This window comes from Petroclostridium sp. X23, from assembly GCF_030013905.1.
In the GTDB taxonomy this organism is placed as follows: domain Bacteria; phylum Bacillota; class Clostridia; order SK-Y3; family SK-Y3; genus X23.
Genome location: NZ_CP124862.1, coordinates 4664441 through 4687540, shown reverse-complemented (window position 1 = coordinate 4687540; position 23100 = coordinate 4664441). Strand labels below are relative to the sequence as shown.

Annotated in this window: 23 protein-coding genes; 8 read left to right on the top strand and 15 right to left on the bottom strand. The window is 38.5% G+C overall.

The window, feature by feature from the left end; translation table 11 throughout:
* The first annotated feature begins 305 nt into the window (after positions 1-305).
* Positions 306-695: a four-helix bundle copper-binding protein gene (locus QKW49_RS21990; protein ID WP_282864782.1), complete on the top strand. Its 390-nt coding sequence runs from the start codon at positions 306-308 to the stop codon at positions 693-695.
* 64 nt (positions 696-759) lie between these two features.
* On the opposite strand, the gene nrdG is transcribed toward QKW49_RS21990, so the two are convergent.
* Positions 760-1266, bottom strand: coding sequence for an anaerobic ribonucleoside-triphosphate reductase activating protein (gene nrdG, locus QKW49_RS21985; RefSeq protein ID WP_282864781.1), 507 nt, complete (start codon positions 1264-1266; stop codon positions 760-762).
* Between the two features lie 54 nt (positions 1267-1320).
* Positions 1321-2835 carry a PLP-dependent aminotransferase family protein gene (locus QKW49_RS21980; RefSeq protein WP_282864780.1) on the bottom strand — a complete coding sequence of 505 codons (1515 nt, stop codon included), beginning with the start codon at positions 2833-2835 and terminating at the stop codon, positions 1321-1323.
* A gap of 183 nt (positions 2836-3018) precedes the next feature.
* Here QKW49_RS21980 and pdxS point away from each other — a divergent pair, with 183 nt between their 5' ends.
* Both pdxS and pdxT read left to right on the top strand, forming a co-directional pair.
* Entirely contained in the window at positions 3019-3897 is an 879-nt protein-coding gene (pdxS, locus tag QKW49_RS21975; protein ID WP_282864779.1) for a pyridoxal 5'-phosphate synthase lyase subunit PdxS, read from the top strand.
* A 98-nt stretch (positions 3898-3995) separates the two neighbouring features.
* Entirely contained in the window at positions 3996-4574 is a 579-nt protein-coding gene (pdxT, locus tag QKW49_RS21970; RefSeq protein WP_282864778.1) for a pyridoxal 5'-phosphate synthase glutaminase subunit PdxT, read from the top strand.
* A 226-nt stretch (positions 4575-4800) separates the two neighbouring features.
* On the opposite strand, the gene QKW49_RS21965 is transcribed toward pdxT, so the two are convergent.
* Entirely contained in the window at positions 4801-5964 is a 1164-nt protein-coding gene (locus QKW49_RS21965) for an aminotransferase class I/II-fold pyridoxal phosphate-dependent enzyme (protein ID WP_282864777.1), read from the bottom strand.
* Positions 5965-6233: 269 nt separating this feature from the next.
* On the opposite strand from QKW49_RS21965, the gene QKW49_RS21960 reads away from it, so the two are divergent.
* Both QKW49_RS21960 and QKW49_RS21955 read left to right on the top strand, forming a co-directional pair.
* Positions 6234-6461 (top strand): hypothetical protein, encoded by a 228-nt coding sequence (locus QKW49_RS21960; protein WP_282864776.1) that lies wholly within the window; start codon positions 6234-6236, stop codon positions 6459-6461.
* An 80-nt stretch (positions 6462-6541) separates the two neighbouring features.
* Positions 6542-7099 (top strand): lytic transglycosylase domain-containing protein, encoded by a 558-nt coding sequence (locus QKW49_RS21955; RefSeq protein WP_282864775.1) that lies wholly within the window; start codon positions 6542-6544, stop codon positions 7097-7099.
* A gap of 177 nt (positions 7100-7276) precedes the next feature.
* On the opposite strand, the gene QKW49_RS21950 is transcribed toward QKW49_RS21955, so the two are convergent.
* The 5 genes from QKW49_RS21950 to QKW49_RS21930 all read right to left on the bottom strand — a co-directional run bounded on the left by QKW49_RS21950 (position 7277) and on the right by QKW49_RS21930 (position 12370).
* The gene (locus QKW49_RS21950; RefSeq protein WP_282864774.1) at positions 7277-8563 is read right to left on the bottom strand and encodes an O-acetylhomoserine aminocarboxypropyltransferase/cysteine synthase family protein; all 1287 of its coding nucleotides are present in this window, start codon (positions 8561-8563) and stop codon (positions 7277-7279) included.
* Between the two features lie 52 nt (positions 8564-8615).
* Positions 8616-9557, bottom strand: a complete 942-nt coding sequence (locus tag QKW49_RS21945) for a GerMN domain-containing protein (protein WP_282864773.1) — start codon at positions 9555-9557, stop codon at positions 8616-8618.
* A gap of 85 nt (positions 9558-9642) precedes the next feature.
* Positions 9643-10944, bottom strand: coding sequence for an ATP-binding protein (locus tag QKW49_RS21940; RefSeq protein ID WP_282864772.1), 1302 nt, complete (start codon positions 10942-10944; stop codon positions 9643-9645).
* Positions 10945-11041: 97 nt separating this feature from the next.
* Entirely contained in the window at positions 11042-11731 is a 690-nt protein-coding gene (locus QKW49_RS21935; RefSeq protein ID WP_282868213.1) for a response regulator transcription factor, read from the bottom strand.
* A 6-nt stretch (positions 11732-11737) separates the two neighbouring features.
* Positions 11738-12370 carry a helix-hairpin-helix domain-containing protein gene (locus tag QKW49_RS21930; protein WP_282864771.1) on the bottom strand — a complete coding sequence of 211 codons (633 nt, stop codon included), beginning with the start codon at positions 12368-12370 and terminating at the stop codon, positions 11738-11740.
* A gap of 204 nt (positions 12371-12574) precedes the next feature.
* Between QKW49_RS21930 and QKW49_RS21925 the strand changes: the two genes are divergently transcribed.
* The gene (locus QKW49_RS21925; protein WP_282864770.1) at positions 12575-13909 is read left to right on the top strand and encodes a D-alanyl-D-alanine carboxypeptidase family protein; all 1335 of its coding nucleotides are present in this window, start codon (positions 12575-12577) and stop codon (positions 13907-13909) included.
* 24 nt (positions 13910-13933) lie between these two features.
* On the opposite strand, the gene rpe is transcribed toward QKW49_RS21925, so the two are convergent.
* The 7 genes from rpe to nadD form a co-directional block, all read right to left on the bottom strand.
* Complete coding sequence (rpe, locus tag QKW49_RS21920; RefSeq protein ID WP_282864769.1) at positions 13934-14596, bottom strand: ribulose-phosphate 3-epimerase; 663 nt, start codon at positions 14594-14596, stop codon at positions 13934-13936.
* A 40-nt stretch (positions 14597-14636) separates the two neighbouring features.
* Entirely contained in the window at positions 14637-15017 is a 381-nt protein-coding gene (locus QKW49_RS21915; RefSeq protein ID WP_282868212.1) for a RidA family protein, read from the bottom strand.
* Positions 15018-15027: 10 nt separating this feature from the next.
* A complete protein-coding gene (gene leuS / locus QKW49_RS21910) occupies positions 15028-17493 on the bottom strand; it encodes a leucine--tRNA ligase (protein ID WP_282864768.1) in 2466 nt (821 codons plus the stop codon).
* An 18-nt stretch (positions 17494-17511) separates the two neighbouring features.
* The gene (gene rsfS / locus QKW49_RS21905; RefSeq protein WP_282864767.1) at positions 17512-17877 is read right to left on the bottom strand and encodes a ribosome silencing factor; all 366 of its coding nucleotides are present in this window, start codon (positions 17875-17877) and stop codon (positions 17512-17514) included.
* 225 nt (positions 17878-18102) lie between these two features.
* The gene (locus QKW49_RS21900) at positions 18103-19446 is read right to left on the bottom strand and encodes an LCP family protein (RefSeq protein ID WP_282864766.1); all 1344 of its coding nucleotides are present in this window, start codon (positions 19444-19446) and stop codon (positions 18103-18105) included.
* Positions 19447-19472: 26 nt separating this feature from the next.
* The gene (gene yqeK / locus QKW49_RS21895) at positions 19473-20042 is read right to left on the bottom strand and encodes a bis(5'-nucleosyl)-tetraphosphatase (symmetrical) YqeK (RefSeq protein ID WP_282864765.1); all 570 of its coding nucleotides are present in this window, start codon (positions 20040-20042) and stop codon (positions 19473-19475) included.
* A 65-nt stretch (positions 20043-20107) separates the two neighbouring features.
* Positions 20108-20755 (bottom strand): nicotinate-nucleotide adenylyltransferase, encoded by a 648-nt coding sequence (nadD, locus tag QKW49_RS21890; RefSeq protein WP_282864764.1) that lies wholly within the window; start codon positions 20753-20755, stop codon positions 20108-20110.
* A 251-nt stretch (positions 20756-21006) separates the two neighbouring features.
* On the opposite strand from nadD, the gene argC reads away from it, so the two are divergent.
* Together argC and argB are read left to right on the top strand one after the other, a co-directional pair.
* Positions 21007-22047, top strand: coding sequence for an N-acetyl-gamma-glutamyl-phosphate reductase (gene argC, locus QKW49_RS21885; RefSeq protein WP_282864763.1), 1041 nt, complete (start codon positions 21007-21009; stop codon positions 22045-22047).
* Positions 22048-22181: 134 nt separating this feature from the next.
* Positions 22182-23090 (top strand): acetylglutamate kinase, encoded by a 909-nt coding sequence (gene argB, locus QKW49_RS21880; protein WP_282864762.1) that lies wholly within the window; start codon positions 22182-22184, stop codon positions 23088-23090.
* The last annotated feature ends 10 nt before the right edge of the window (positions 23091-23100 follow it).

Here is a 23100-nt window from a genome sequence, read left to right as displayed (position 1 = left end):
CTAATAGTTGTATTAACGCTAAATACATTAAACGCTTTAATAACCAATATTACAGGAAACATTAGTAAAACATTTCATACCCTATAATACAGCTATAGTACAGACTAAATTATACCAATAATAACGTCTTCATTTCAAGTCTATTTTGGTACTATTTCAAAATATATCCTCCATAAGGAAATACGTTTCCTTTAATTTACATTTTATATTGATATTTAATGAACATTCTCTAACAAGCATGCACATCTACATAAACCGAAGAATATACTATTTATGTAAATATTATATTTGAAAGGAGCTTATCTATGAACGGATGTATGCCTATGCAACCCCAACCGTATGACTATGGTTATGCTTATCCTAATCCAATGCATCACAAAAATCTGGTAGATGTTATTCATAATTGCCAGGCTGTGTGTGAACACATGACCAGCATACTGAAAAAAAGATCCGATGTACAAATGCGAGTGATGCAGCTTGAACTGCTGCGTGATTGTGCCGACATCTGCGGCCTAACCGCAAATTATGTTGCTCGAGACAGTATGTATGCAAAATCTGCTGCAGAACTATGCGCATGCATATGCGAAAGCTGCGCAAGAGAATGTTCAAGATTTCCTGATGCCGAATCCCAACACTGTGCTCAGGTATGTATGCACTGTGCAAGAGAATGCAGAGCTTTTGCGATGATGAGATAAAAATATCTAAAAATGCAAAGGAATCTGGATTCCTTTGCATTTTTACAGTTTAGCTCGATACTACTTATTCAAATAATATGGCCTTCCCTTGTGCAAGACTCTTTGGGATATCAATGATCCTCTGGTTCTCAGACCCACGAAATTTCAACAGAAGATTTTTCATTTTTTCAATGAATGGCCCATCAATCATCACATCAACATATTGCAACAGTTCTCTCCACTCGGGACGTATTGCAGACGCATCACATAAAATATTTTCGAAAACATACCCCGTATAAAGCCAGATGTCCAACCCCTTCTGTTTGGCGCGTTTGGCAATTTCAGTGCAGGGTGCGGCCTGATCCATCGGCTCGCCACCGGAGAAAGTGATCCCTTTATGAAGCTTCAGCTTCGACAACTGTTCAACAACTTCCTCTACTTCCAATTCAAAACCCCCGTCAACACTGTGAGTATGAGGATTATGGCAGCCCACACATTTATGGGGACATCCCTGTGTCCATATCACCGCACGTATTCCCGGCCCATCTACAATACTATCTTTGGTAATTGGTGCTGCTAATCTTATCTTCATCTTGCTTTACCTCACTTATCATAGCACTCAAAAAAGCTATTCACTATTCACTACTCATATCAGCGGACTATAATAAATATCCGGTTCATCTGTTTTATTCAGCATTTTATTAATACAATTATACAATATATCTATTCCCGGTTCAATTTGTTCAGGATAAACCGCAGCATAACTAATCCGTATATGACTATCGTTACTATTGGATTCTGACGTATAAAAGATTCTTCCGGGTATGAGCAGCAAATCATGCTTTGCACACTCATAATACAGCTTTGTAGCAGAAACATTCTTAGGGAGCGTCAACCAAAAGTTCAGACCTCCATTGGGTTTATGAATGCGTACACCAATGTTCTCTAAACAAATGATTTTATCCAACATCTTTTGATACCGGTCTTTATATATTTGTTTCATATATTCAAGATGGCTTCCCCATATTCCTTTTCTTAAATACAAATCAAAAGCTCTTTGAATTAAGCCTGAAGATGATATATCCGTCGTATGCTTGGCCTGCAGTATTTTTTGGAAAATTTCCGGAGGAGTTATCAAAAAACCTATACGAAGCCCCGGCATTAATACCTTTGAAAAGCTTTTAATGTACAAGACCCTGTCAAACCGGTCAAGAGATTTTAGTGTCCTAGGTCCATGTCTTTGTGTAAAGTCCAGATCAGTTAAAAAATCATCTTCAATAATATAGAAATGATGCTTGTATGCCAATTCCAATAGTTGTCTTTTTCTCTTCTCAGAATAACAATATGTTGTAGGATTCTGATAGTTAGGCATTGTATAAATAATTTTAGGTTGATAACGTCTTATATACTTTTCCGCAAGTTCCATATCTATTCCATCTTCTTGAATAGGTATTCCAATGATCCTTGCACCCCGGGACTTAAAAACAGCAATGGCACCGGTATAGGTAGGGTTTTCCACAAACACATAATCCCCCGGCTGGATGAGCGCCTTTGCAATGACATCAATCCCTTGCTGCGCCCCGGAAATAATCTGTATATGATCTTCAGATACATCGATTGAATAATAGTCATCCAGAAAACAAGATATTGAATGCCTTAATGGTCTGTATCCGTTGCTTTCATGATATCCGAAAGCCTGCCCCTTATCTCTCTCTAAAACCTCTACCAATGCTATTTTAAAATCATCCACAGGAAAAAGATCAGGAGTGGGCGTCGCACTGGCAAAATTAATACTGTTTTTATTTAAAGTAATGTGCCCCCTGCTCATTAATTGGATATCTTCATCATCATAAAATTCATCTTTAATAATATGGTCTTCAATAGCTGGTTCTTCCGGTTCTTCGATCTCTTGAACACTCGATACATACACACCACTGCCGACTTTTGAAAAAACATATTGATGCTGTTCAAGAAGTTTATATGCATTAACTACGGTAACGTTATTCACATTTAATTGACCCGCCAGCTTTCTAATGGCCGGCAAACGGGTTCCAGGCTGAAGCTGATCTTCACAAATCATCTTTTTTAATTCTTCAAACAATTGTATATATAATGGTACACTACTCTGTTTATCTAATTGTATCGGTACAATATTACTCATTCGTATATTTTCCTCCGAATTGTATTGACATTTTAAGAATCGTATGTAATAATATTAAAAAATATTCACTATCGCAATCATTGTATCGGTACAATAATTATACTATATTCTTCTTTCCTTGTAAATAGTAAGACTAGTGTTTCTTATATACCGATAAATTATTTTTTGAGGAGGCTAACGTAAATGAATGAAAGATTTGAACTGAATAAAAATCTGGCACAGATGCTCAAAGGCGGCGTCATTATGGATGTTGTAAACGCTGAACAAGCAGAGATCGCCGAGAAGGCAGGGGCTGTTGCTGTTATGGCGCTTGAGAGGGTACCTTCCGATATCAGAAAACAGGGCGGCGTTGCAAGAATGTCCGATCCTAAGCTGATTAAAGAAATAAAAGAAGCTGTTTCTATCCCGGTAATGGCAAAAGTAAGAATAGGTCATTTCGTCGAAGCGCAAATCCTTGAAGCGCTGGGTATCGATTACATAGACGAAAGCGAAGTACTTACTCCTGCGGATGACATGTTTCACATCAATAAGCATGACTTCAAGATTCCCTATGTATGTGGGGCTAAAAACCTTGGTGAAGCGTTGAGGCGAATTGGCGAAGGCGCATCTATGATACGTACAAAGGGTGAAGCCGGTACCGGTAATGTTGTTGAAGCGGTACGCCATATGAGAACCGTAACAAGTGAAATACGCAAACTTAACAATATACCCAAAGAAGAACTAATGACTGCCGCAAAAGAGATGGGTGCACCTTATGATTTGGTAGTATGGGTTGCAGAAAACGGAAAACTTCCGGTAGTGAATTTTGCAGCAGGCGGTATCGCAACTCCTGCCGATGCGGCTCTCATGATGCAATTGGGCTGCGATGGGGTTTTTGTAGGCTCAGGTATTTTTAAATCCGGCGATCCCGAAAAAAGGGCTCGTGCCATCGTAAAAGCCACTACTTACTATGATGATCCTAATATCCTCGCTGAAGTTTCAGAAGATTTGGGAGAAGCGATGTATAGCTTGGAAATAAACCAGATTGCGAAAGAAAGCTTATACGCTGACCGGGGATGGTAGGGCCAATTAACAATTAATAATTAATAGTGAATAGTTGTTGGTTAACAGTAAATTCGTTGTTTTTAATGAGATATTCTGATATTAAGTGAGATGATGCTATGATTAAAGTGGGTGTTTTGGGGCTGCAAGGGGCGGTTTCTGAACATATAAGCATGCTGGGGTCGTTTGATCACGTGACTCCTATGGTGGTTAAAACCGCTCAACACATTCAAGATGTGGATGGACTGATTATTCCCGGTGGGGAAAGTACTACCATCGGTAAGCTTTTGGATAATTTTAAGTTGATAGATGTCCTCTCCAGCAGAATTACTAATGGCATGCCCGTATGGGGGACATGTGCCGGCATGATTCTTCTAGCTAAAAAAATCAGTAATCAAGATAAGACCTTTTTGAATACCATGGATATACAGGTGCGCCGTAATGCATATGGAAGTCAGTTGGATAGTTTCAGCACGATGCTTGATATCCCGGCAATATCAACACAGCCCATTCCTGTTGTATTCATCCGTGCGCCATATGTAGAAGAAGTTTGGAATGAGGTTGAAGTATTAGGAACAATAGACAATAAGATTGTAGCCTGTAGACAAAAAAACATGCTCGCTACATCTTTTCATCCTGAATTGACAAATGACTTGAGTTTCCATAGATATTTTATAAACACCATAGTACAACCTTAAAACATAAAATGTATTTATGATACTCAATAAGAAATAAGGGACGGTTTTTCTATCATACCGGTTTTGGGTGATTGGAAAACCGTCCATAATTACTGATAGTGTCCCAATGAACACTTTGTAATTCCTTTTGAAGAACCTTCTTCTAGTTTATAGTCTTCATTGTCCATTGTCCATTGTCCATTAAAAAGATTATTCACTAATATAGCACTTTCTTATTACGTTAGTGCTAACCTAAAATTCCACTCTCTTTAATGAGTTCTATTGCTCTTAGGATTTTTTCTTCCGACTGCACCAACGCAATACGTACGTAGCCTTCTCCCATTTCACCAAAGCTGCTGCCGGGAACAACCATAACACCGGTTTTATCAAGCAGGTCAAATGTAAACTCTACAGAAGAGGAATAAGCTTTAGGAATAGGCGCCCAAACGAACATGGTGCCGGAAGGCTTGTCTACCTTCCATCCTATTTTTTGCAGTCCGTCAATAAGTATATCTCTTCTTCTCTCGTAAGTTTGTACTGTTTGCCTCAAACAGTCTTGAGGACCACTCAATGCTGCGATAGCAGCGTATTGAATCGGCAGGAAAACACCATAATCCATATGGGATTTTAATATTCTTAACTGTTCAATCACCTTTTTATTCCCCATAGCAAAGGATATTCTGCACCCGGGAATATTATAAGACTTTGATAGAGAGTTAAACTCAATTCCTACATCCTTTGCCCCCGGAATACTTAAAAAACTTCCTCCTTTTATGCCGTCAAAGGTAAGTTCGCAATATGCATTATCATGGACTACCACAATATCATATTTTTTTGCGAACCAAACCAATTTCTCGTAAAACTCAGGAGGAGCAACAACGGCAACAGGATTGTTAGGGTAAGAAACAACCATCATTTTTGCCTTATGGGCGATATTACTGTCTATCGCATCCAAGTCCATTAAAAAATTATTTTCTTTAAATAGCGGTATCCTATGTAAGGTTGCGCAAGCCAATGAAGGACCGATACTAAAGATGGGATACCCGGGGTCCGGGACCATTACAATATCACCAGGGTCTGCAAGCGTTAAAGCGATATGCGCAAGACCATCCTGTGAACCCATCATTGATGTAATTTCTTCCGGTTCCAACTGCACCTGAAACCTTCTGTCATACCATTGTATCACTGCCTGTATAAGTTCGGGTCTGTCGTTGATAGCATATACATAATTACCGGGGAATTCTGCTGATTCCCGGATCGCCTGGATTACATGCGGCGCCGGTGGCATATCGGGTGTACCGATGCTAAAATTTATTACTTCCCTTCCTTGGGCAAATAGTTCATTTTTCTTGCTTTCTAATTCAGAAAAAATAGCGGAGGTGAGCCCTCCCATTCTTTTGGAAAATATCATATCCATATCCCCATCTTCTATAAATATTATTACAATACAGCAAGAGGGAGCCTCCTCCCCTCGTATCGTCCATGCAGTCCCTGGTACAAAGGCTGTTAACTGTGAACCGTGAACCGTGAACCGTGAACAACTTAATTATACCAGACATTTCATAACAGATGAATATTATTTCAAAAGAAAATTTTGTTTTTTCTACCTAAATACTTCCATTTTTTAGGTTCTTATGTTATAATGATTAAGTAAACCAATCAAGAGAAGAGGGGATTTCTATGAAAGCGACATCAGATCAATTACCTATGTGCTGTAACTGCAAATATGCGACAAAAATTCCACTTACCGATGATGTGGTTTGTCCAATCCAAGGCGTTGTTTCGAGCAGTTATTTATGCAGAAAATACAGCTACGACTTTTTTTTTAAAAAGCCTAAACGCAGAAGAAACATCAACACCGAAGAGTTTTCATTCAGTGATTTTTCAATTGTTGATGTCGATTCATGATGTGCTTATACAAGAGTTCTACATTATGGTTTGTTTTACCTCTTCAAACACAAAAGATGATTAAGAATTAAGGTGATTCAGTGAACATACGAATAAGTGATATTTTTCGTGAAAAATTAAATAATATACAATCGAGGACACCTATTAAGATTAACGAGAATAGTAATGAGATATCTTTTCAAGAAATATTGAATAGTAAAGTAAACGGCAATACCTCCCTTTCCGGTAACAATACAAAAGGTAATGTCGAACTCATGCCAGCCATTGAAAAAGCTGTTAATGATGCCAGCAAAAAATACGGTATTCCTTCTAATATTGTTAGCGCTGTCATTGCGGCCGAATCGAATTTTAATCCTACTGCGTTATCATCCAAAGGCGCTCAAGGGTTAATGCAGTTAATGCCCGGTACAGCCAAGTCTCTTGGGGTAAACAATCCTTGGGATATTACACAAAATATTGAGGGTGGCGTAAAGTACCTTAAAGAACAACTGGATCAATTCGGCGGAGACCTCAAGCTTGCTTTGGCTGCCTATAACGCAGGACCCAACAGTGTGACAAAGCATAATGGCGTTCCCCCTTATGCTGAAACCCAGGATTATGTGAAAAAAATCTTAGGATCTATAGATGAGTATAAATAGAAATTGTTGAAAGAAGTATTTAAAGGGACATCTCTTAATAGAATTAAATTCTAAAGAGGCATCCCTTTTTCATCTGGACAATAATAATCCCTATTTTATATCTCATACGTTTTTAGTAATTCGGATAATTCAGCTGCTTTAAAATTTTGCCTCGCTTCCTGCAAACTTGAATCTAATTTATTTCGTGGCTTTTTGTATTGCCTGCTCCAAATCATCTATCAGATCGTTTGCGTCTTCTATCCCAATAGATAATCTTACCATATCCGGATTAACACCGGCGGCTTTAAGCCCTTCTTCAGAAAGCTGAGAATGGGTGGTACTGGCAGGATGAATAACCAATGACCTTACATCTCCGACATTTGCAACATGGGAGAAAATCTTCAGACTGTCTATGAATTTTCTGCCTGCTTCAACGCCGCCTTTAAGTCCGAAGGTAAAAATTGATCCTGCCCCTTTAGACATATACTTCTGTCCCAATTCATAGTATTTATTGCTTTTGAGTCCCGGATAGTTTACCCAGCTCACCATTGGGTGCTGTTCCAAATATTTTGCAATGTTCATTGCATTGTCGCAATGCTTTTGCATCCTGAGCGATAAGGTTTCCAAACCTTGGATAAACATAAATGCATTAAAAGGTGATAGCGCAGGTCCAAAATCTCTTAATAATTGAACCCTTGCCTTAGTAATAAATGCTGCCGTCCCAATATCTTTCACGTAATTCACACCATGATAGCTTGGATCGGGCTGAGACAATCCGGGAAACTTTCCGTTATCCCAATTGAATTTACCGCCGTCAACGATCACACCACCCATGGATGTCCCGTGTCCGCCTAAAAACTTTGTTGCCGAATGAATAATAATATCAGCACCAAAATCGAAAGGCTTGCACAAATACGGGGTGGTAAAAGTGCTGTCTACAATAAGCGGCACACCATTTTTATGGGCTAAATCCGCAATAGCTTGCAAGTCCGGAATATTGATATTGGGATTTCCGATAGTCTCAATAAAATACGCTTTGGTTTTTTCAGTAGTCGCTATTTGAAAATTCTCCGGTTCTTCAGGATTAACCATTTTAACATTGATGCCCAATTTGGGAAGCGTATTGGTAAAGAGATTAAAAGTGCCGCCATACAATGTGCTGGCTGAAACGATCTCATCTCCTGCCCCCGCGATATTAAGAATAGCCAGTACTACTGCCGCATGGCCCGAAGCAACTGCCAGAGCGCCTACTCCATCTTCAAGCGCCGCCACTCTGTTTTCAAAAATCTCTTGCGTTGGATTGGACATTCTGGTATATATATGCCCTGAATCTTTTAACGCAAAAAGATTTGCCGCATGCTCCGAATCCTTAAACATATATGCGGTAGTCTGATAAATAGGTACCGTTCTGGAGCCGGTATCACTATCGGGCTGATGCCCTGCATGTACTTGTAATGTGTCAAAACCTAGCTTTTTTTCACTCATCGTTTTTACCTCCCGAATATTCTAACGCGCTATTATTTGTCAATTAAATTTATTACTTGATCAATGTTTTATCCCGTTCAAATGGCTCATTAAAAATCAAATGTCCTTTAAATGATTCCAGTTTTTGGCCTTCAATCAAAAATTGCACTTTTGAAATATGTTTCAACTCGGTTAATGAATTCACGATAGAATAAACGGTCATAATCTCTCCGGTGGAGCCTCCTTCGTGTTCGTCCTTAAATTCACTGGATAAATTCACAAAGCATATCCCTTCTTTTGTTTCTATTGAGAGAATCTTCGTGTGCGCAGGAACTGTTGCGAAAAGCTTATCGTTTTTAGGCCCTTTGATAAGTTCCTCCACCACATATCTCTCTACCGGCTGATTATCCTTTACCGATACCACTCTTTTTTCAGGAATAAGATATTCCCATTGGTCTCCCGCAAAATATAATATAATGCTTGTTTCATCAGGAGCCGGATTGTAAACCGCGTCATCCTTACCGATCGGTCCTACCTGCTTACCGCTTGAACCGATAAGCGGCTTTCCTTCAATCAAAATATTTACTTTTTGAATATCTGGCAAATCACACAAGGTATTTACAATTGAAAAGCGAGCCACAATTTCACCGACATCTCCGGTTTGGTAGTATTCTGAAGAAAAATTCACCGTCATAACCGTTCCTTCCTGTTTGACATCCAGAAGTTTCGTTCCGTCCGGAATGGCTTTCTTCATATCTATATTTACAGGACCCTTCAACAATTCCTGTAAAGCAACCTCTGCCAGTTTTCCGCTATCCTCCACAGTTATTTCTCTGGTCTCTGCTAGCATTTTACTGTTTTCTTTATCGGTAAAATATAAATTAATTTTTTGCTTGTTCTGCGGCTTCAATTGAAGCATATCAGATGATTTCTTAATTCCGTTTATTCCGATATTACACCCCCACAGAAAAGTAATAATCAGTATAATCATTGAGACCAGAACTACTTTTTTCATAAAATAACCTCCAGAAAGTCATAGAAATATTGCTTAAGTATACAGCATAAAGTTTACAAAACCATTACTAATTATTACGAAATTATTACGTTTCCCGGTGTGGAATGATAATTCTGAACCTGCTTCCTTTCCCTTCCTCACTTTCTACCTGTATATCTCCTCCATGAAGTCTTACGGCATCCAGTGCTATAGATAGCCCCAGCCCAGTGCCGCCTGTCTCTCTCGCTCTGGCTTTATCAACTCTGTAAAACCTGTCAAATATCTTTTGGATTTCAGTTTCCGCAATACCTATCCCATTGTCTTGTACAATAATCTCTACATTAAACCCTGATTTATGCATACTTACGACTACAGTTCCTTCATGGGATGTATATTTAATGCTATTATCTACTATATTGAAGATAGCTTCCCAGATTTTATCTTCATCTATCAAAACAAAAATATCTTCACTGCCTTTTAGTTTCAATTTGATTCTTTGGTGATCTGCCAATGGCCTCAAACTTTTTACAACACGTTGCAAGAGCTCTCTCATATTTACATCTTTTAAATCCAGCCCATTTATTGCTACATCTGTCTTTGTCAGCATAAGGAGCTTGTCTATAATTCGAGACAAACGGTTTACTTCATTATAAATATCACTGAGAAATTCTTGTACTACCTCCATATCCGGATGCTGCATCTGTAGGATGGATTCAGTCAATACTTTAATAGAACTAAGGGGGGTCCTAAGCTCGTGCGATGCATCAGATACAAATTGACGCCTTTTTTCTTCCACCTGATTCAAACGCTCACTCATTTTATTGAATGCGATGCCTAGCTGTGCGATTTCATCATTCCCTTTTACTTCTACTTTTTGATTCAAATTTCCATCCGCCATATGTTTAATCACTGCGATCAATTCTTCTACAGGTGCTGTAATAACTCCTGCGAGAAAGGAACTTAACAATCCTATGAGGACACTTACGATGAGCGCAATCCCGTATAATTTCTTCTTTATATCATTTAAGAAATTTTCAATATCCTGGGCAGAAGCAGATAGGTATATTACGCCGGTAGTTTCTTTTTCCTTAATAATAGGAACCGCAGCATTCACCACCCACCCGGCTTCTTCAAAATGATTTTGCACATCATTTCCTTGAAGGGCTTTCATCACTTCTTCTTTTAGAAACACCTTATCCTTTAAATTATTATTCTCAGCCGTATCAAACAATACTTTTGCTTCTTTATCCGTAATGATCACACGGATACTCTTATCAATTTCCAATTGCTTAACGGCTTCCTGTATCCCTTCATCACTATATTGTATATACCTCGGCATGATATTGGCAATAATATTGGCCCTTGTAAGTAATTCTACACCTTTCTGATTGAAAAAATATTCCCTCAAAGAATCCTGTATATAGATACTGATAAGAAACAATGTCAGCATAATAATGAGAAAATACGTGATTACCAGTCTCCATCTTATACTGAAAAATCTAGCGTCAGATTTCTTTAAAATAATAACCCACTCCCCATTTTGTCAAGATATATTCCGGGTGAGCCGGATTAGGTTCAATTTTTTCTCTCAATCTTCTGACATGAACATCTACGGTTCTAATATCTCCGGGATAATCATATCCCCATATAATATCTAACAGATTCTCCCTGCTATATACTCTTCCGGGATTTGACGCAAATAAATCGATTAAATCAAACTCCTTGGCAGTGAGTTCTATCTCTTTCCCTTTTATATTTACCTTCCGTGTATTATAATCCAGTTGGATATCTCCAATTTTTAAGTTTGTTTTACGGTTTTCATGCCCTACGGCGGTTACTCTTCTCAGTATTGCTTTTACCCTAGCCTTGAGCTCCAAAATATTAAAAGGCTTGGTAAGATAATCATCCGCGCCGTATTCCAATCCCAAAATCTTGTCAATATCTTCATTTTTGGCAGTAAGCATGATAATAGGAACATTAGAAAATTCCCTAACCTTTTGACATACCGTTAGACCATCAATTTGAGGCAACATCAAATCCAAAATAATGAGATCAACGGTTTTATGTCGTGCGATTTTAATTGCCTCTTCCCCGTCATAGGCTGTTTCAACCTGATAACCGTCCTGTTCGAAATTAAACTTGATTCCTTTGACCAACAACTTTTCATCATCTACAATTAATATCTTCAAAGCAATCCCTCCTTAGTGTATGCTAATCAAATCCTTGATCTGCTGAAATTTTTTCTCACCTATCCCTGATACATTCATGATATCTTCAATACTAGCAAATCCATTATTTGTACTTCTAAAATCAATAATTTTTTTTGCGGTTGCCGGACCAATACCGGGAAGTTCCATCAGTTCTTGTTCATTAGCCGTATTAATATTTATCATCCTTCCAGTTTGTTCCGAAATCTGTTGTGAAATCATTATTTCTTTATTATCTAAGTTTTCGCCTTTTTCAGGAACATATATACATTGCCCATCCTTTAAATATGCCGCAAGATTAATCGCGTCCAGGTTTCCGTTCTCTGTAATCCCACCGGCATATTCAATGGCATCATAAACCCTCTTTCCTTCTTCTAATGTAACAATACCTGGATTCCTCACCTGTCCTTTTACATCAACAATAATTGTTTTAGTCTCCTCCTGCTGCACTTGGTCCTCAGATGCTTGTTGTATATCTTGCTGGGCGTATACCGGTTGTGCGTTATTATCATAAATCTGAATAGGTTCGGCCTTGTTTCTACTCAGTAATATGGTACCAATGCAAGCAGCCACAACAATAATCGCTGTGAGGATGATAACCTTTTCTCTTTTGGTCAAATTAAACATGATGTCAATCACACCCTTCAGTCGTACATAATTTTCAATCAACCAAATAGAATTTAAATTTTACAGCGTATTATATAATATTATTCTCTTTTCTCTTTCAATTCCCTTTTTTTTCTTAAAGTTTTTCTATATTTTTTCTGTAAATATCGTCTCTTTTTTGCTATACTAAATAAGTAGTTACATAATCACGCAAAGGAGGAAATTATGCAAAAGAAGCTCGCAATCATCTTTTTGTTTTTATTTTTGGTTAATATTTTTCCAACATCTGTTTTTGCACAAGATCTTGATATTCATTCTCCTTCAGCTATTCTCATTGATAGCGCAACAGGTAGAATACTATATGAAAAGAATGCAAATGAAAAGATGTATCCGGCAAGTATTACAAAAATCATGACAGGTATTTTAGCCCTGGAAGAAGGGAAATTGAATGATGTTGTAACAGCAAGCTCCAATGCTGTACTGAGCCTTGAGCCGGGCAGCAGTAATATCGGTATTTTACCCGGCGAAGAGATGACACTTGAGCAGTTATTGCAAGGACTTTTAATTGCTTCGGCCAATGAAGCCGGAAATATTATTGCTGAACATATCTCAGGCAGTCTTGAAGAGTTTGTGAAGCTTATGAACCAACGTGCGATTGAATTAGGGGCAAAAAACACCCATTTTGTAAATGCTTGCGGCCTTCATGATGATAACCATATGACTACTGCCTATGATATGGCAATGATCGCCCGTTATGCGATGACAATACCGAAATTTAGGGAACTAGTGAGTATTGATTATATGGAAATGCCTCCAACCAATAAATATAAAGAAATCAGATATCTATCAAATACCAACCGTTTAATCAATCGTTATCGCAATACGCCGCAATCTAACTACCTATACGAACCGGCGATCGGAATCAAAACCGGCTATACCTCTAAAGCCAATCATACCCTTGTCGCGGCAGCTAAAAAAGGAAACCAGGAGTACATTACAGTTGTAATGGATGCCAAAGTGGAGAATTATACGTATTACTCTTATGAGGATACTCTCAAATTGTTCAAATACGGATTTGAGAATTTTAGTTATCAAACCATCGTAAAGCCCGGTGATATCCTTGAAGAATCTCCGGTAATAGAGGCCAAGAATAATGAGCATGTCATTCTCCAAGCAGATACATCACTGGAAGCGCTTCTTCCAAGAGATGTAAAAGAAGAAGAAATTATTAAAGAGTCTTATCCTTTACAAAATATTAAGGCCCCGGTTAAAAAAGGTGATGCGCTGGGGTTTGTGTCATATAAATATAAAGGTGAAACACTGGGTAAAGTCAACCTGGTAGCAGATAAAAATATTGAGCAAGATCCGATTGAAGTGGTTAAGAATAAGACATTATCCATTATGGATACACTCTGGTTTAAGATTTCTGCCGGAGTAGTGGCATCGGTTGTCCTTCTTAGCATCGTATTGATTATCATTGCACGAATGAAAAGAAGGCGGAATACTTTTGCCGGAAGCAAGCATAAAATAAGCTATTTAAATAGACATAGAAAATGGTAAGTGCACATGCACTTACCATTTTCACTATGCGTTATAATAATTCTTTTGTTTAAATAATTGGACCGTTTCTGCAATATTGTCGGAACCGAATACTGCTGACCCTGCTACTACGACATTCGCTCCGGTTTTCGTAATTTCGTACACATTATCTAATGTTGCCCCGCCATCAATCTGGATATCAATGCTTAATTCCCTGTTATTGATGATTTCCCGAAGTTTTTTAATTTTCCCTAGCGTCTGCGGAATAAACTTTTGCCCTCCGAATCCCGGATTTACTGTCATCAGAAGCACCATGTCCAGGTCTTCCAATACATAATCCAATACCGCTAAAGAGGTTGCGGGATTTAACGCAACTGCTGCTTTAATCCCTTTACTTTTAATATATTGCAGCGTCCTATGCAAGTGCACCGTACTTTCCGCATGCACACTAATAAGATCGGCGCCTGCATCCACAAAATCGTCAATATATCTCTCCGGTTTATCAATCATAAGATGAACATCAAAAAACATCTTTGTAACTTTACGGATCGCTTTAACTACCGGAGGACCAAAAGTTATATTCGGCACAAACTGTCCATCCATAATATCTATATGAAGATATTCGGCCCCTGCTTCATCCACTTTTTTTATATCTTCCGCTAATTTAGAAAAATCGGCTGAAAGAATTGATGGTGCTAACTTGAACATTATGTATCACTCCCTCACAGAAATTGTTTACTGTTCTGAATTACACTATCGCTATCGCTTCAATCTCGATCCCTACATCCTTGGGCAGTTTTGCTACCTGAACGGTAGAACGAGCCGGATAATTTCCCGTAAAATATTGTGCATATATTTCATTAACCACAGCAAAGTCATTCATGTCTTTTAAAAATATAGTGGTCTTCACCACATGATTTAAATCCGTACCGGCTGCTTTTAACACTTCCTGCACATTATCCAATACCTGCTTGGCCTGAGATTTGATATCCCCATCAACCACTTCTCCCGTTACCGGTGATATAGGAATCTGACCGGAAGTGAATACCATATTTCCTACCTTAGTAGCCTGCGAGTATGGACCTATGGCTGCCGGTGCCTTATCGGTATTTATCGTTTGCTTCATAATAATATCTCCCTTATTTAACAACAATGTTTACCAGTTTTCCAGGAACTACAATGACTTTTACAATCTGTTTTCCATTAATCAGGTTTTGGATTCTTTCACTATCCATCGCTGCTTTCTCAGTCGCCTGCTTATCCAATCCTGTTGGAATAATCATTTTCTCTTTTACTTTTCCATTAAGCTGCACTACGATCTCAACTTCATCTTTGACCAACGCTTCCGGGTCATAAGACGGCCATTTTTGCTTGTGTACACTACCTTCTTTTCCGGCATGATGCCACAATTCTTCAGTGATATGAGGTACAAAAGGTGCCAGCATAATCACCAAGTTCTCTATTGCCTCGTTCAATAACGCCGTATTATATCTCTCAGCCTTCTCTTTATACTGGTAAAGTGCGTTTACATACTCCATAACCCCGCTGATCGCTGTGTTAAAGTTAAATCTCTCTCCAACATCTTCAGTAACTTTTTTAATCGCCGCATGCACTGCATATCTTAGGTCTTTATCCTGCGGTGATAAATCATCCTGTACGCCATCGGCATTTTTTATCACACCCGCAAACTCTTCTACAATTCTCCAAACTCTGTTCAGGAAACGGAAGCATCCTTCCACCCCTTGATCGCTCCACTCAAGATCCTTTTCCGGCGGAGAAGCGAAAAGGATAAATAATCTCGCGGTATCCGCCCCGTATTTGCTGATAATCTCTTCAGGACTCACAACATTTCCGAGGGACTTGGACATCTTTGCGCCATCCTTCAGCACCATTCCTTGTGTCAATAGATTGGTAAATGGCTCATCCACTGACACGTATCCAAGATCATGCAGTACCTTTGTAAAGAAGCGCGCATACAGCAAATGCAAAATAGCATGCTCTACACCGCCTATATATTGATCTACCGCCATCCAATAATCAACAGCTTCCTTAGAAAACGCTTCCTTGTCATTGCAAGGGTCACAGTATCTAAGGTAATACCAGGATGAGCATACAAAGGTATCCATGGTATCGGTCTCTCTTGTACCCATCTTTCCGCACTTCGGACATTTTGCCTTTCTGAAGCTTTCAGAGCTTTTTAATGGCGATTCCCCTGCACCTGTAAACTTAACATCTGTTGGAAGCATAACCGGTAGATCCTCATCAGGAACTGCAACAATGCCACAATCATCACAGTAGATCACCGGAATAGGCGCACCCCAATATCTCTGTCTGGAAATCAGCCAGTCTCTGAGCCGGAAATTAATCTTTCTGGTTCCTAATTTCTCATTTTCAATATAATCGATAATTTTCTTTAATCCTTCTTCATTACTGAGTCCGTCAAACTGTCCTGAATTTACCATGACCCCTTCCGCCGGAAATGCTTCCGCCATGGTATCTCCATCCAACTGTTGACCCTCGGGTTGAATGACTACTACTACAGGAAGATCATATTTACGTGCGAATTCAAAATCCCTCTGGTCATGCGCCGGTACCCCCATTACAATCCCTGTACCATAGTCCATCAGTACATAGTTGGCAAGATATAAAGGTACCTTTTCATTATTAAGCGGATTAATGACATATCTTCCGGTAAATACGCCTTCTTTCTCGGTCTCGTTAGATGTTCTGGTAATCTCATTTAAAAACTGCATTTTTTCAATAAACTTACGGCATTCTTGTTCCTGCGGCATGCCGCTGATAAGCTCTTCAACAATCGAATGTTCAGGAGCAACAACCATATAGGATACACCAAAAATAGTATCCGGCCGTGTGGTATATACAGTGAGTGTCTTATCCATGCCATCAATCTTAAACTGTACTTCCGCCCCTTCACTGCGTCCGATCCAGTTTGCCTGCATCGTCTTAACCTTATCAGGCCATCCTTCTAACTTATCGATATCATCAAGCAGTTTCTGAGCATAGTCGGTAATCTTAAAAAACCATTGTTCCAAATCTTTTTTACCCACATCTGATTTACATCTTTCACACTTGCCATTTACCACCTGCTCGTTCGCCAGCACCGTAGTACAAGACGGACACCAGTTTACATATGATTTTTTCTTGTAAGCAAGTCCGTTTTTGTACAACTGCAAAAACACCCACTGTGTCCATTTATAATAGCTAAGATGGCAAGTAGCAACCTCTCTATTCCAATCATAGCTTATTCCTAGCTGCTGAAGCTGTTTTCTCATATTTTCAATATTGGACCAGGTCCATTCATTAGGATGCACACCATGCTTTATAGCTGCATTCTCAGCAGGAAGCCCAAAAGAATCCCATCCCATCGGATGAAGTACATTATATCCGGTCATCGCTTTATACCGCGCTACCACATCTCCTATGGAATAGTTACGCACATGCCCCATATGTAAGTTTCCGGAAGGATAGGGAAACATTTCGAGGGTATAGTACTTTGGTTTATCATTTTGTTCTACTTTAAAATGCTTATGATCCTCCCAGTGTTTCTGCCACTTTTTCTCGATTTCAGTAAAATTATAACTCATGCTTTTTCCCCCTCGTGATTAAACTCGATTAATAATTGATTCAATATCTAAACGCGGTGCATCCGACCATAACCGTTCAAGATTGTAAAAAGAACGGGATTCATGATAAAAGATATGCACAACTACCTCTCCATAATCAAGAAGTATCCATTGTGCACTGGCATATCCTTCTTTATGTATAGGATAATACTGTATTTCTATCAGCTTCTCTTCTACCGCATCCGCAAGAGCCTTTACCTGTGTAGTAGAATTTCCGGTGCAGATAATAAAATAGTCTGCCAACAAAGATACATTTTTAATATTCAAAACATCTATATCCTGTGCTTTTTTATCATCAAGAATCTCAGCGATCTTGAGCGCCAGTTTTTCTGTATTTAATGTCACTATATTCTATTGCCTCCTCTTCATCAATATATTTATTATAAATAGAAAATACTTTAAAAAAGTTATCGATATCAATAGTGGGGAGTGGGGAGTGGACAGTAGGGAGAGATTCTATTTCTTATTCCCCACTATTCACTCCCCACTCCTCACTATTTCATATTATTTTACTACATAATATTAAAAATTTCTATATTGTGTGAAAAAAAGAACGACACCGTCGCTCTTTTATCGTACTTCAATCATATCATTTCCTACTATGACCGTTACGTCTACACCGACCGATTTATCCAAATCCTTACTTGTATCTATCTCTCCTAAAGCCTTTATAATCTCCCTGGAATATTGTCTGCTGGTTCTGTCAATGGCCACAGTTTTACTGTAACGCACACCTTTAAAATTATCTACTCGTATCACGTTAAACCCCTTCGCTTTGAGGTCTTCAGCAACCATCGTTGCAACTCCATCCGTATTAGATCCGTTTAACACTTCTACTTTAATAAATTTATTTTTCCAACTGGGCTTGTACTCTGCTTGTTTTTCTTCCTCTTGCGGCAAGCTTTCCTGCTGTTCATCTTCTTGTTGGTTATTATTACCTAAATCCGTCTTCTCAATACTCTCATTTATGTTTTCTTCCGGCGTGAAATATTCTTTAATCATTTCAGCCGTCTTTGCTTTATCGTGAATGAAATACGAGATTCCGCCAATAAACTCTCCCTCTCCCGGAAGCGTCATCATTGTAATTCTTTCCTTATTTATTTGCAGTGCATCGTCTACGTATTTATACATTTCCTGTGTTTCAAAATTTGTTTTTACATTTTGAATGACTATAGCTACCAACTTAGGGATCTTAAAAATATTTTTTATGCTAACCGTCTTGTCAATGACTGCAGAAATAAACTCCTGCTGCGCCTTTACACGTCCTACATCTCCTTCCGGATAACCTGTACCGTCATTATTCTTTCTAAACCTTACAAACATCTCCGCTTTTTTCCCGTTCAATGCCTGCGTTCCTTTATTTAAATGAATATACAAATTCTGTATAGGATCGTCATAATTCATATTGATAGGAACATTTACCGTTACGCCGCCAATCTCATCAATAAGGGTTCTAAATCCCTTCAGATTTACCAAGACATATTTTTCAACCTCTATACCGGTTAAATTCTTTACAGCGGTAAACAATTCCTGCTCTTTTCCGAACGCATACGCTGAATTGATCTTTTTATCACTTCTAAAAGTTTCAATCTTTGTATCCCTAGGTACTTGAAGCATATTTACCTTTTTTGTGTCTTCATTATATTGGGCTAGAATAATTACATCTGTTCTGTATCCTTCTGCATCAACACCCAGCAGTAAAACATTGAGGATATTGGGTTTTTTTTGTTCTATTTCCTTATTATTACCTTTATTAGGGTCCGTGCTTTCAGCAGTTCCCCATTCCAACTCTGAGTCGTCATCATAATTTGCAATCCGATAAGATAAGGCAATTCCGCCAGCAACGACTCCCGCTATAAGAGAAAATACAACCACCAACAGTAGTACTAGGCGAATAAAAACCTTTAAATTCATATAATCACTCCTGATAAATCCATTGCTTATTTTTCGTATAGAAGAATATAATTTCGAGCATTGATTGTATTTGGATGTATTACCTTGCCACGTTTTAAGACGTATCTAATAGTCGCATCAATTCCCGCCAAGATCCCGTCATTCAAATCATCATAAGCAATTCGCCGTATTTCCTCTACACCGGGATAGTCACGATTAGGTTCAATAAAATCTGCCAGATAAACGATTTTTGTCAATAACGTCATTTTTTCTTTAGCTACCGTATGATAATAAATCGCGTCCAGTATTTCCGGATCGTTTATCCCAAAATAACACTGCGCAAATTTTGCCCCTAAAGGGCCATGAATCAAATGTATTTCTGATCTTTCAATTTCATTTAATACTATATCAAAGTTGTCGCATAATTGCAATAATTGTTGTTTTTTGAGGTCTTTTGCGCAATCATGAAGCAGTCCGGCTACACTTGCTTTATCCATATCACAATGGTAAATCTTTGCAAGTTGTACCGCGGTATCTCTTACACCTATCGAGTGCTTCAGTCTATCTTCCGTTAGCAGCTCTTTCAGCTTATCCATTATCTGATTTTCATCCATCATATGTTTTACATTTCCCCCTAATTTTAAAACCTCATAAAAATAGTGGTACAGCATCATACTCTCCACTATTTATATAAATTGTTCTTATATATGTAATTTTCAACCGCTTCGGATAAAAGATACTTTATAGGCAAGTCCATGCGTACTCTTTCACGAATATCAGTTGAAGAAATAGCCAATGAAGGCACTTCTACAAAATGAATTCTTCCATTATAGTTTACTGTAAGATATTCGATTTCTTTAAACAGTTCCTCGTATTTATACCCGGGTCTTGTAGCAGCAACGAACTGACACATCTCAAACAATTTTTCTATATTCTTCCATGTAAGAACCTCACTTAAAGCGTCTGCACCCGTTATAAAATAGAATTCCGCCGTTCCATTGTACTCAATATCAAAATCACGGATAGTATCTATGGTATAGGTATATCCTTCCCTATCAACCTCATTTCTTGATACCTGAAAATACGGATTGGTTGCAGTGGCTAATAAAGTCATCAAATATCTATGAGTCTTATCCAACACCTTTTGTCCTTTCTTATGGGGTGGATTTCCTGAAGGAACAAATATAACGTCCTTCAAATCAAACTTCACCCGTGCCGCCTCAGCAGCTACCAGATGCCCATAATGAATAGGGTCAAAGGTTCCGCCCATGATCCCGATTTTTATTTTTTTTGATGTCATTTCTGTGCAATTTTCAATAAAGTCCTTCATTTTTAAAATAACCATCCTGTCAAATAATACTCAAACACATTATACCATATTTATTATAATGGTAAATATAAAATCTAAGAGTATCTAGTATACTTTTTATAATATTTAAGTAGCGAATAAAAAATAATAATGTATTGCATTTTTATGCATTAATATGTATAATTATCAAATAGTCAAAATCGTTAGACCGCAAATAACTTATATAAAACATTTTTAGCGATATAATCAGCTTTCTAAAGGAGGTTTTAATAATGATTAAAGTCGGAATATTAGGCGCAACCGGATATGCAGGTATTGAATTGGTTAGAATACTATGCCGGCATCCTGAGGTTGAAATCACGTCTATTGTGTCACAAAGCTTCGTAGGGAAAAAAATATCCGACGTCTATCCGAATCTTCGCGGGATCGTGGATACCGTATGCGAGGAACTAGATGCGAAGGAGATTTCAACGAAATGTGATGTGGTGTTTACTGCACTTCCGCATGGCGCTTCTAAAACGGTAATCCCTGAACTGGTTCAATACGGTCTCAAAGTCATAGACTTGAGCGGTGATTTCCGGTACAATGATGTTTCGGTGTACGAAAAATGGTACGGTACCAAACACGAAAACGCCCAATTACTTGAAAGTGCTGTTTACGGAATGCCTGAACTTCACAGAGATAAAATCGCCAATGCTGATCTGATCGGCAATCCGGGATGCTATACAACTTGTTCCATACTAGGCCTCATCCCTCTGCTTGCCAATAAATTGGTTGATACCAAAAACATTATCATTGATGCCAAATCGGCTGTATCCGGAGCCGGAAGAAGCCTTGGACTGGATTATCACTTTTGTGAATGCACCGAAAATATGAAAGCGTATAAAATCGCTACACATAGGCATACCTCTGAAATCGAACAAGAATTAGGTATTGCTGCACAGGAAGAGATCATGGTATCTTTCACCCCCCATCTCATTCCGATGAAGCGCGGCATCATCAGTACAATGTATGCCAACTTAAAAAATAAGCATACAACGGCGCAGCTTTTGGACATTTATCAACGATATTATAAAGATGAATTCTTTATAAGGATTTATGATGAAGGTCAGCTTCCTGAAACAAACCACGTAGCAGGTTCTAATTTCATCGATATCGGTTTGGTAGTTGACGAACGGCTAAATAGAGTGATAGTGGTATCGGCACTGGATAATCTGATAAAAGGCGCTGCCGGCCAAGCTGTACAGAATATGAATATTATGTTTAAACTGGACGAAAAAACAGGCCTTGCCACACCGGGACTGTATCTCTAATTAACAATTAATAATTAATAGTGAATAATGATCAATTGCGAATAATTAGAAAAACATGCCCTACATGACGCTATAAAATTGTCCATTGTACATTTGAAATGAACTATTCACTAAAAAAAGGCGGGGGAATCATCATGAAAGTATTAGATTATAAACAAGGAATCTTAAATATGGATGGACTCATAAAAAAAGCGGGCATATTGATTGAAGCACTGCCCTATATTCAAAAGCTTTATGGAAAAACCGTAGTCATTAAATACGGCGGCAATGCTATGATTAACGAAGATTTAAAAAACTCCGTGATGGAAGATATCACACTGCTCAAATATGTGGGCGTTAACCCCATTATCGTTCATGGAGGCGGCCCGGATATTACTAAAGCACTCCAAACATATAATGTTGAAAGCAAATTTATAAATGGCTTACGAGTGACCGATGCGCAGACTATTGAAGTCGCCCAAATGGTCTTAGTAGGAAAGACTAACAAAGAAATCGTATCCCGACTGAATTGCAAGGGTGGAAAAGCAATCGGTCTATGTGGTATTGACGGCGGTCTTATTGAATGTGAAAAATATAAAACCGTTGTTGATGGCGAAGAAACAGATATCGGTTATGTAGGGAAAATAACAAATATCAATTCCAAAGTACTGCAGCATATAGCTCAAGATGAATATATTCCTGTTGTAGCTCCTATCGGGGTTGGGAAAGACGGGCAAAGCTATAATATCAATGCAGATACCGTAGCCGGTGCCATCGCGTCCGCTTTAAAAGCAGAAAAGCTTATGCTGCTTACCGATGTTCCAGGTATTAAAACCTCTGGCGATAGTGATGATGTCATTTTTGAGATCAACAAGGATGAGATATATGAATTGATTGATACAGGCGTTATTAATGGCGGAATGATTCCGAAAGTATTAGGCTGTATAGAAGCTCTTGATGCGGGCGTGAATAGGGTTCATATTATTGACGGACGTATTCCGCACTGTATCCTGCTCGAAATCTTTACCAATACAGGAATAGGAACAATGATCACAAATAAATAAATGGCATAAC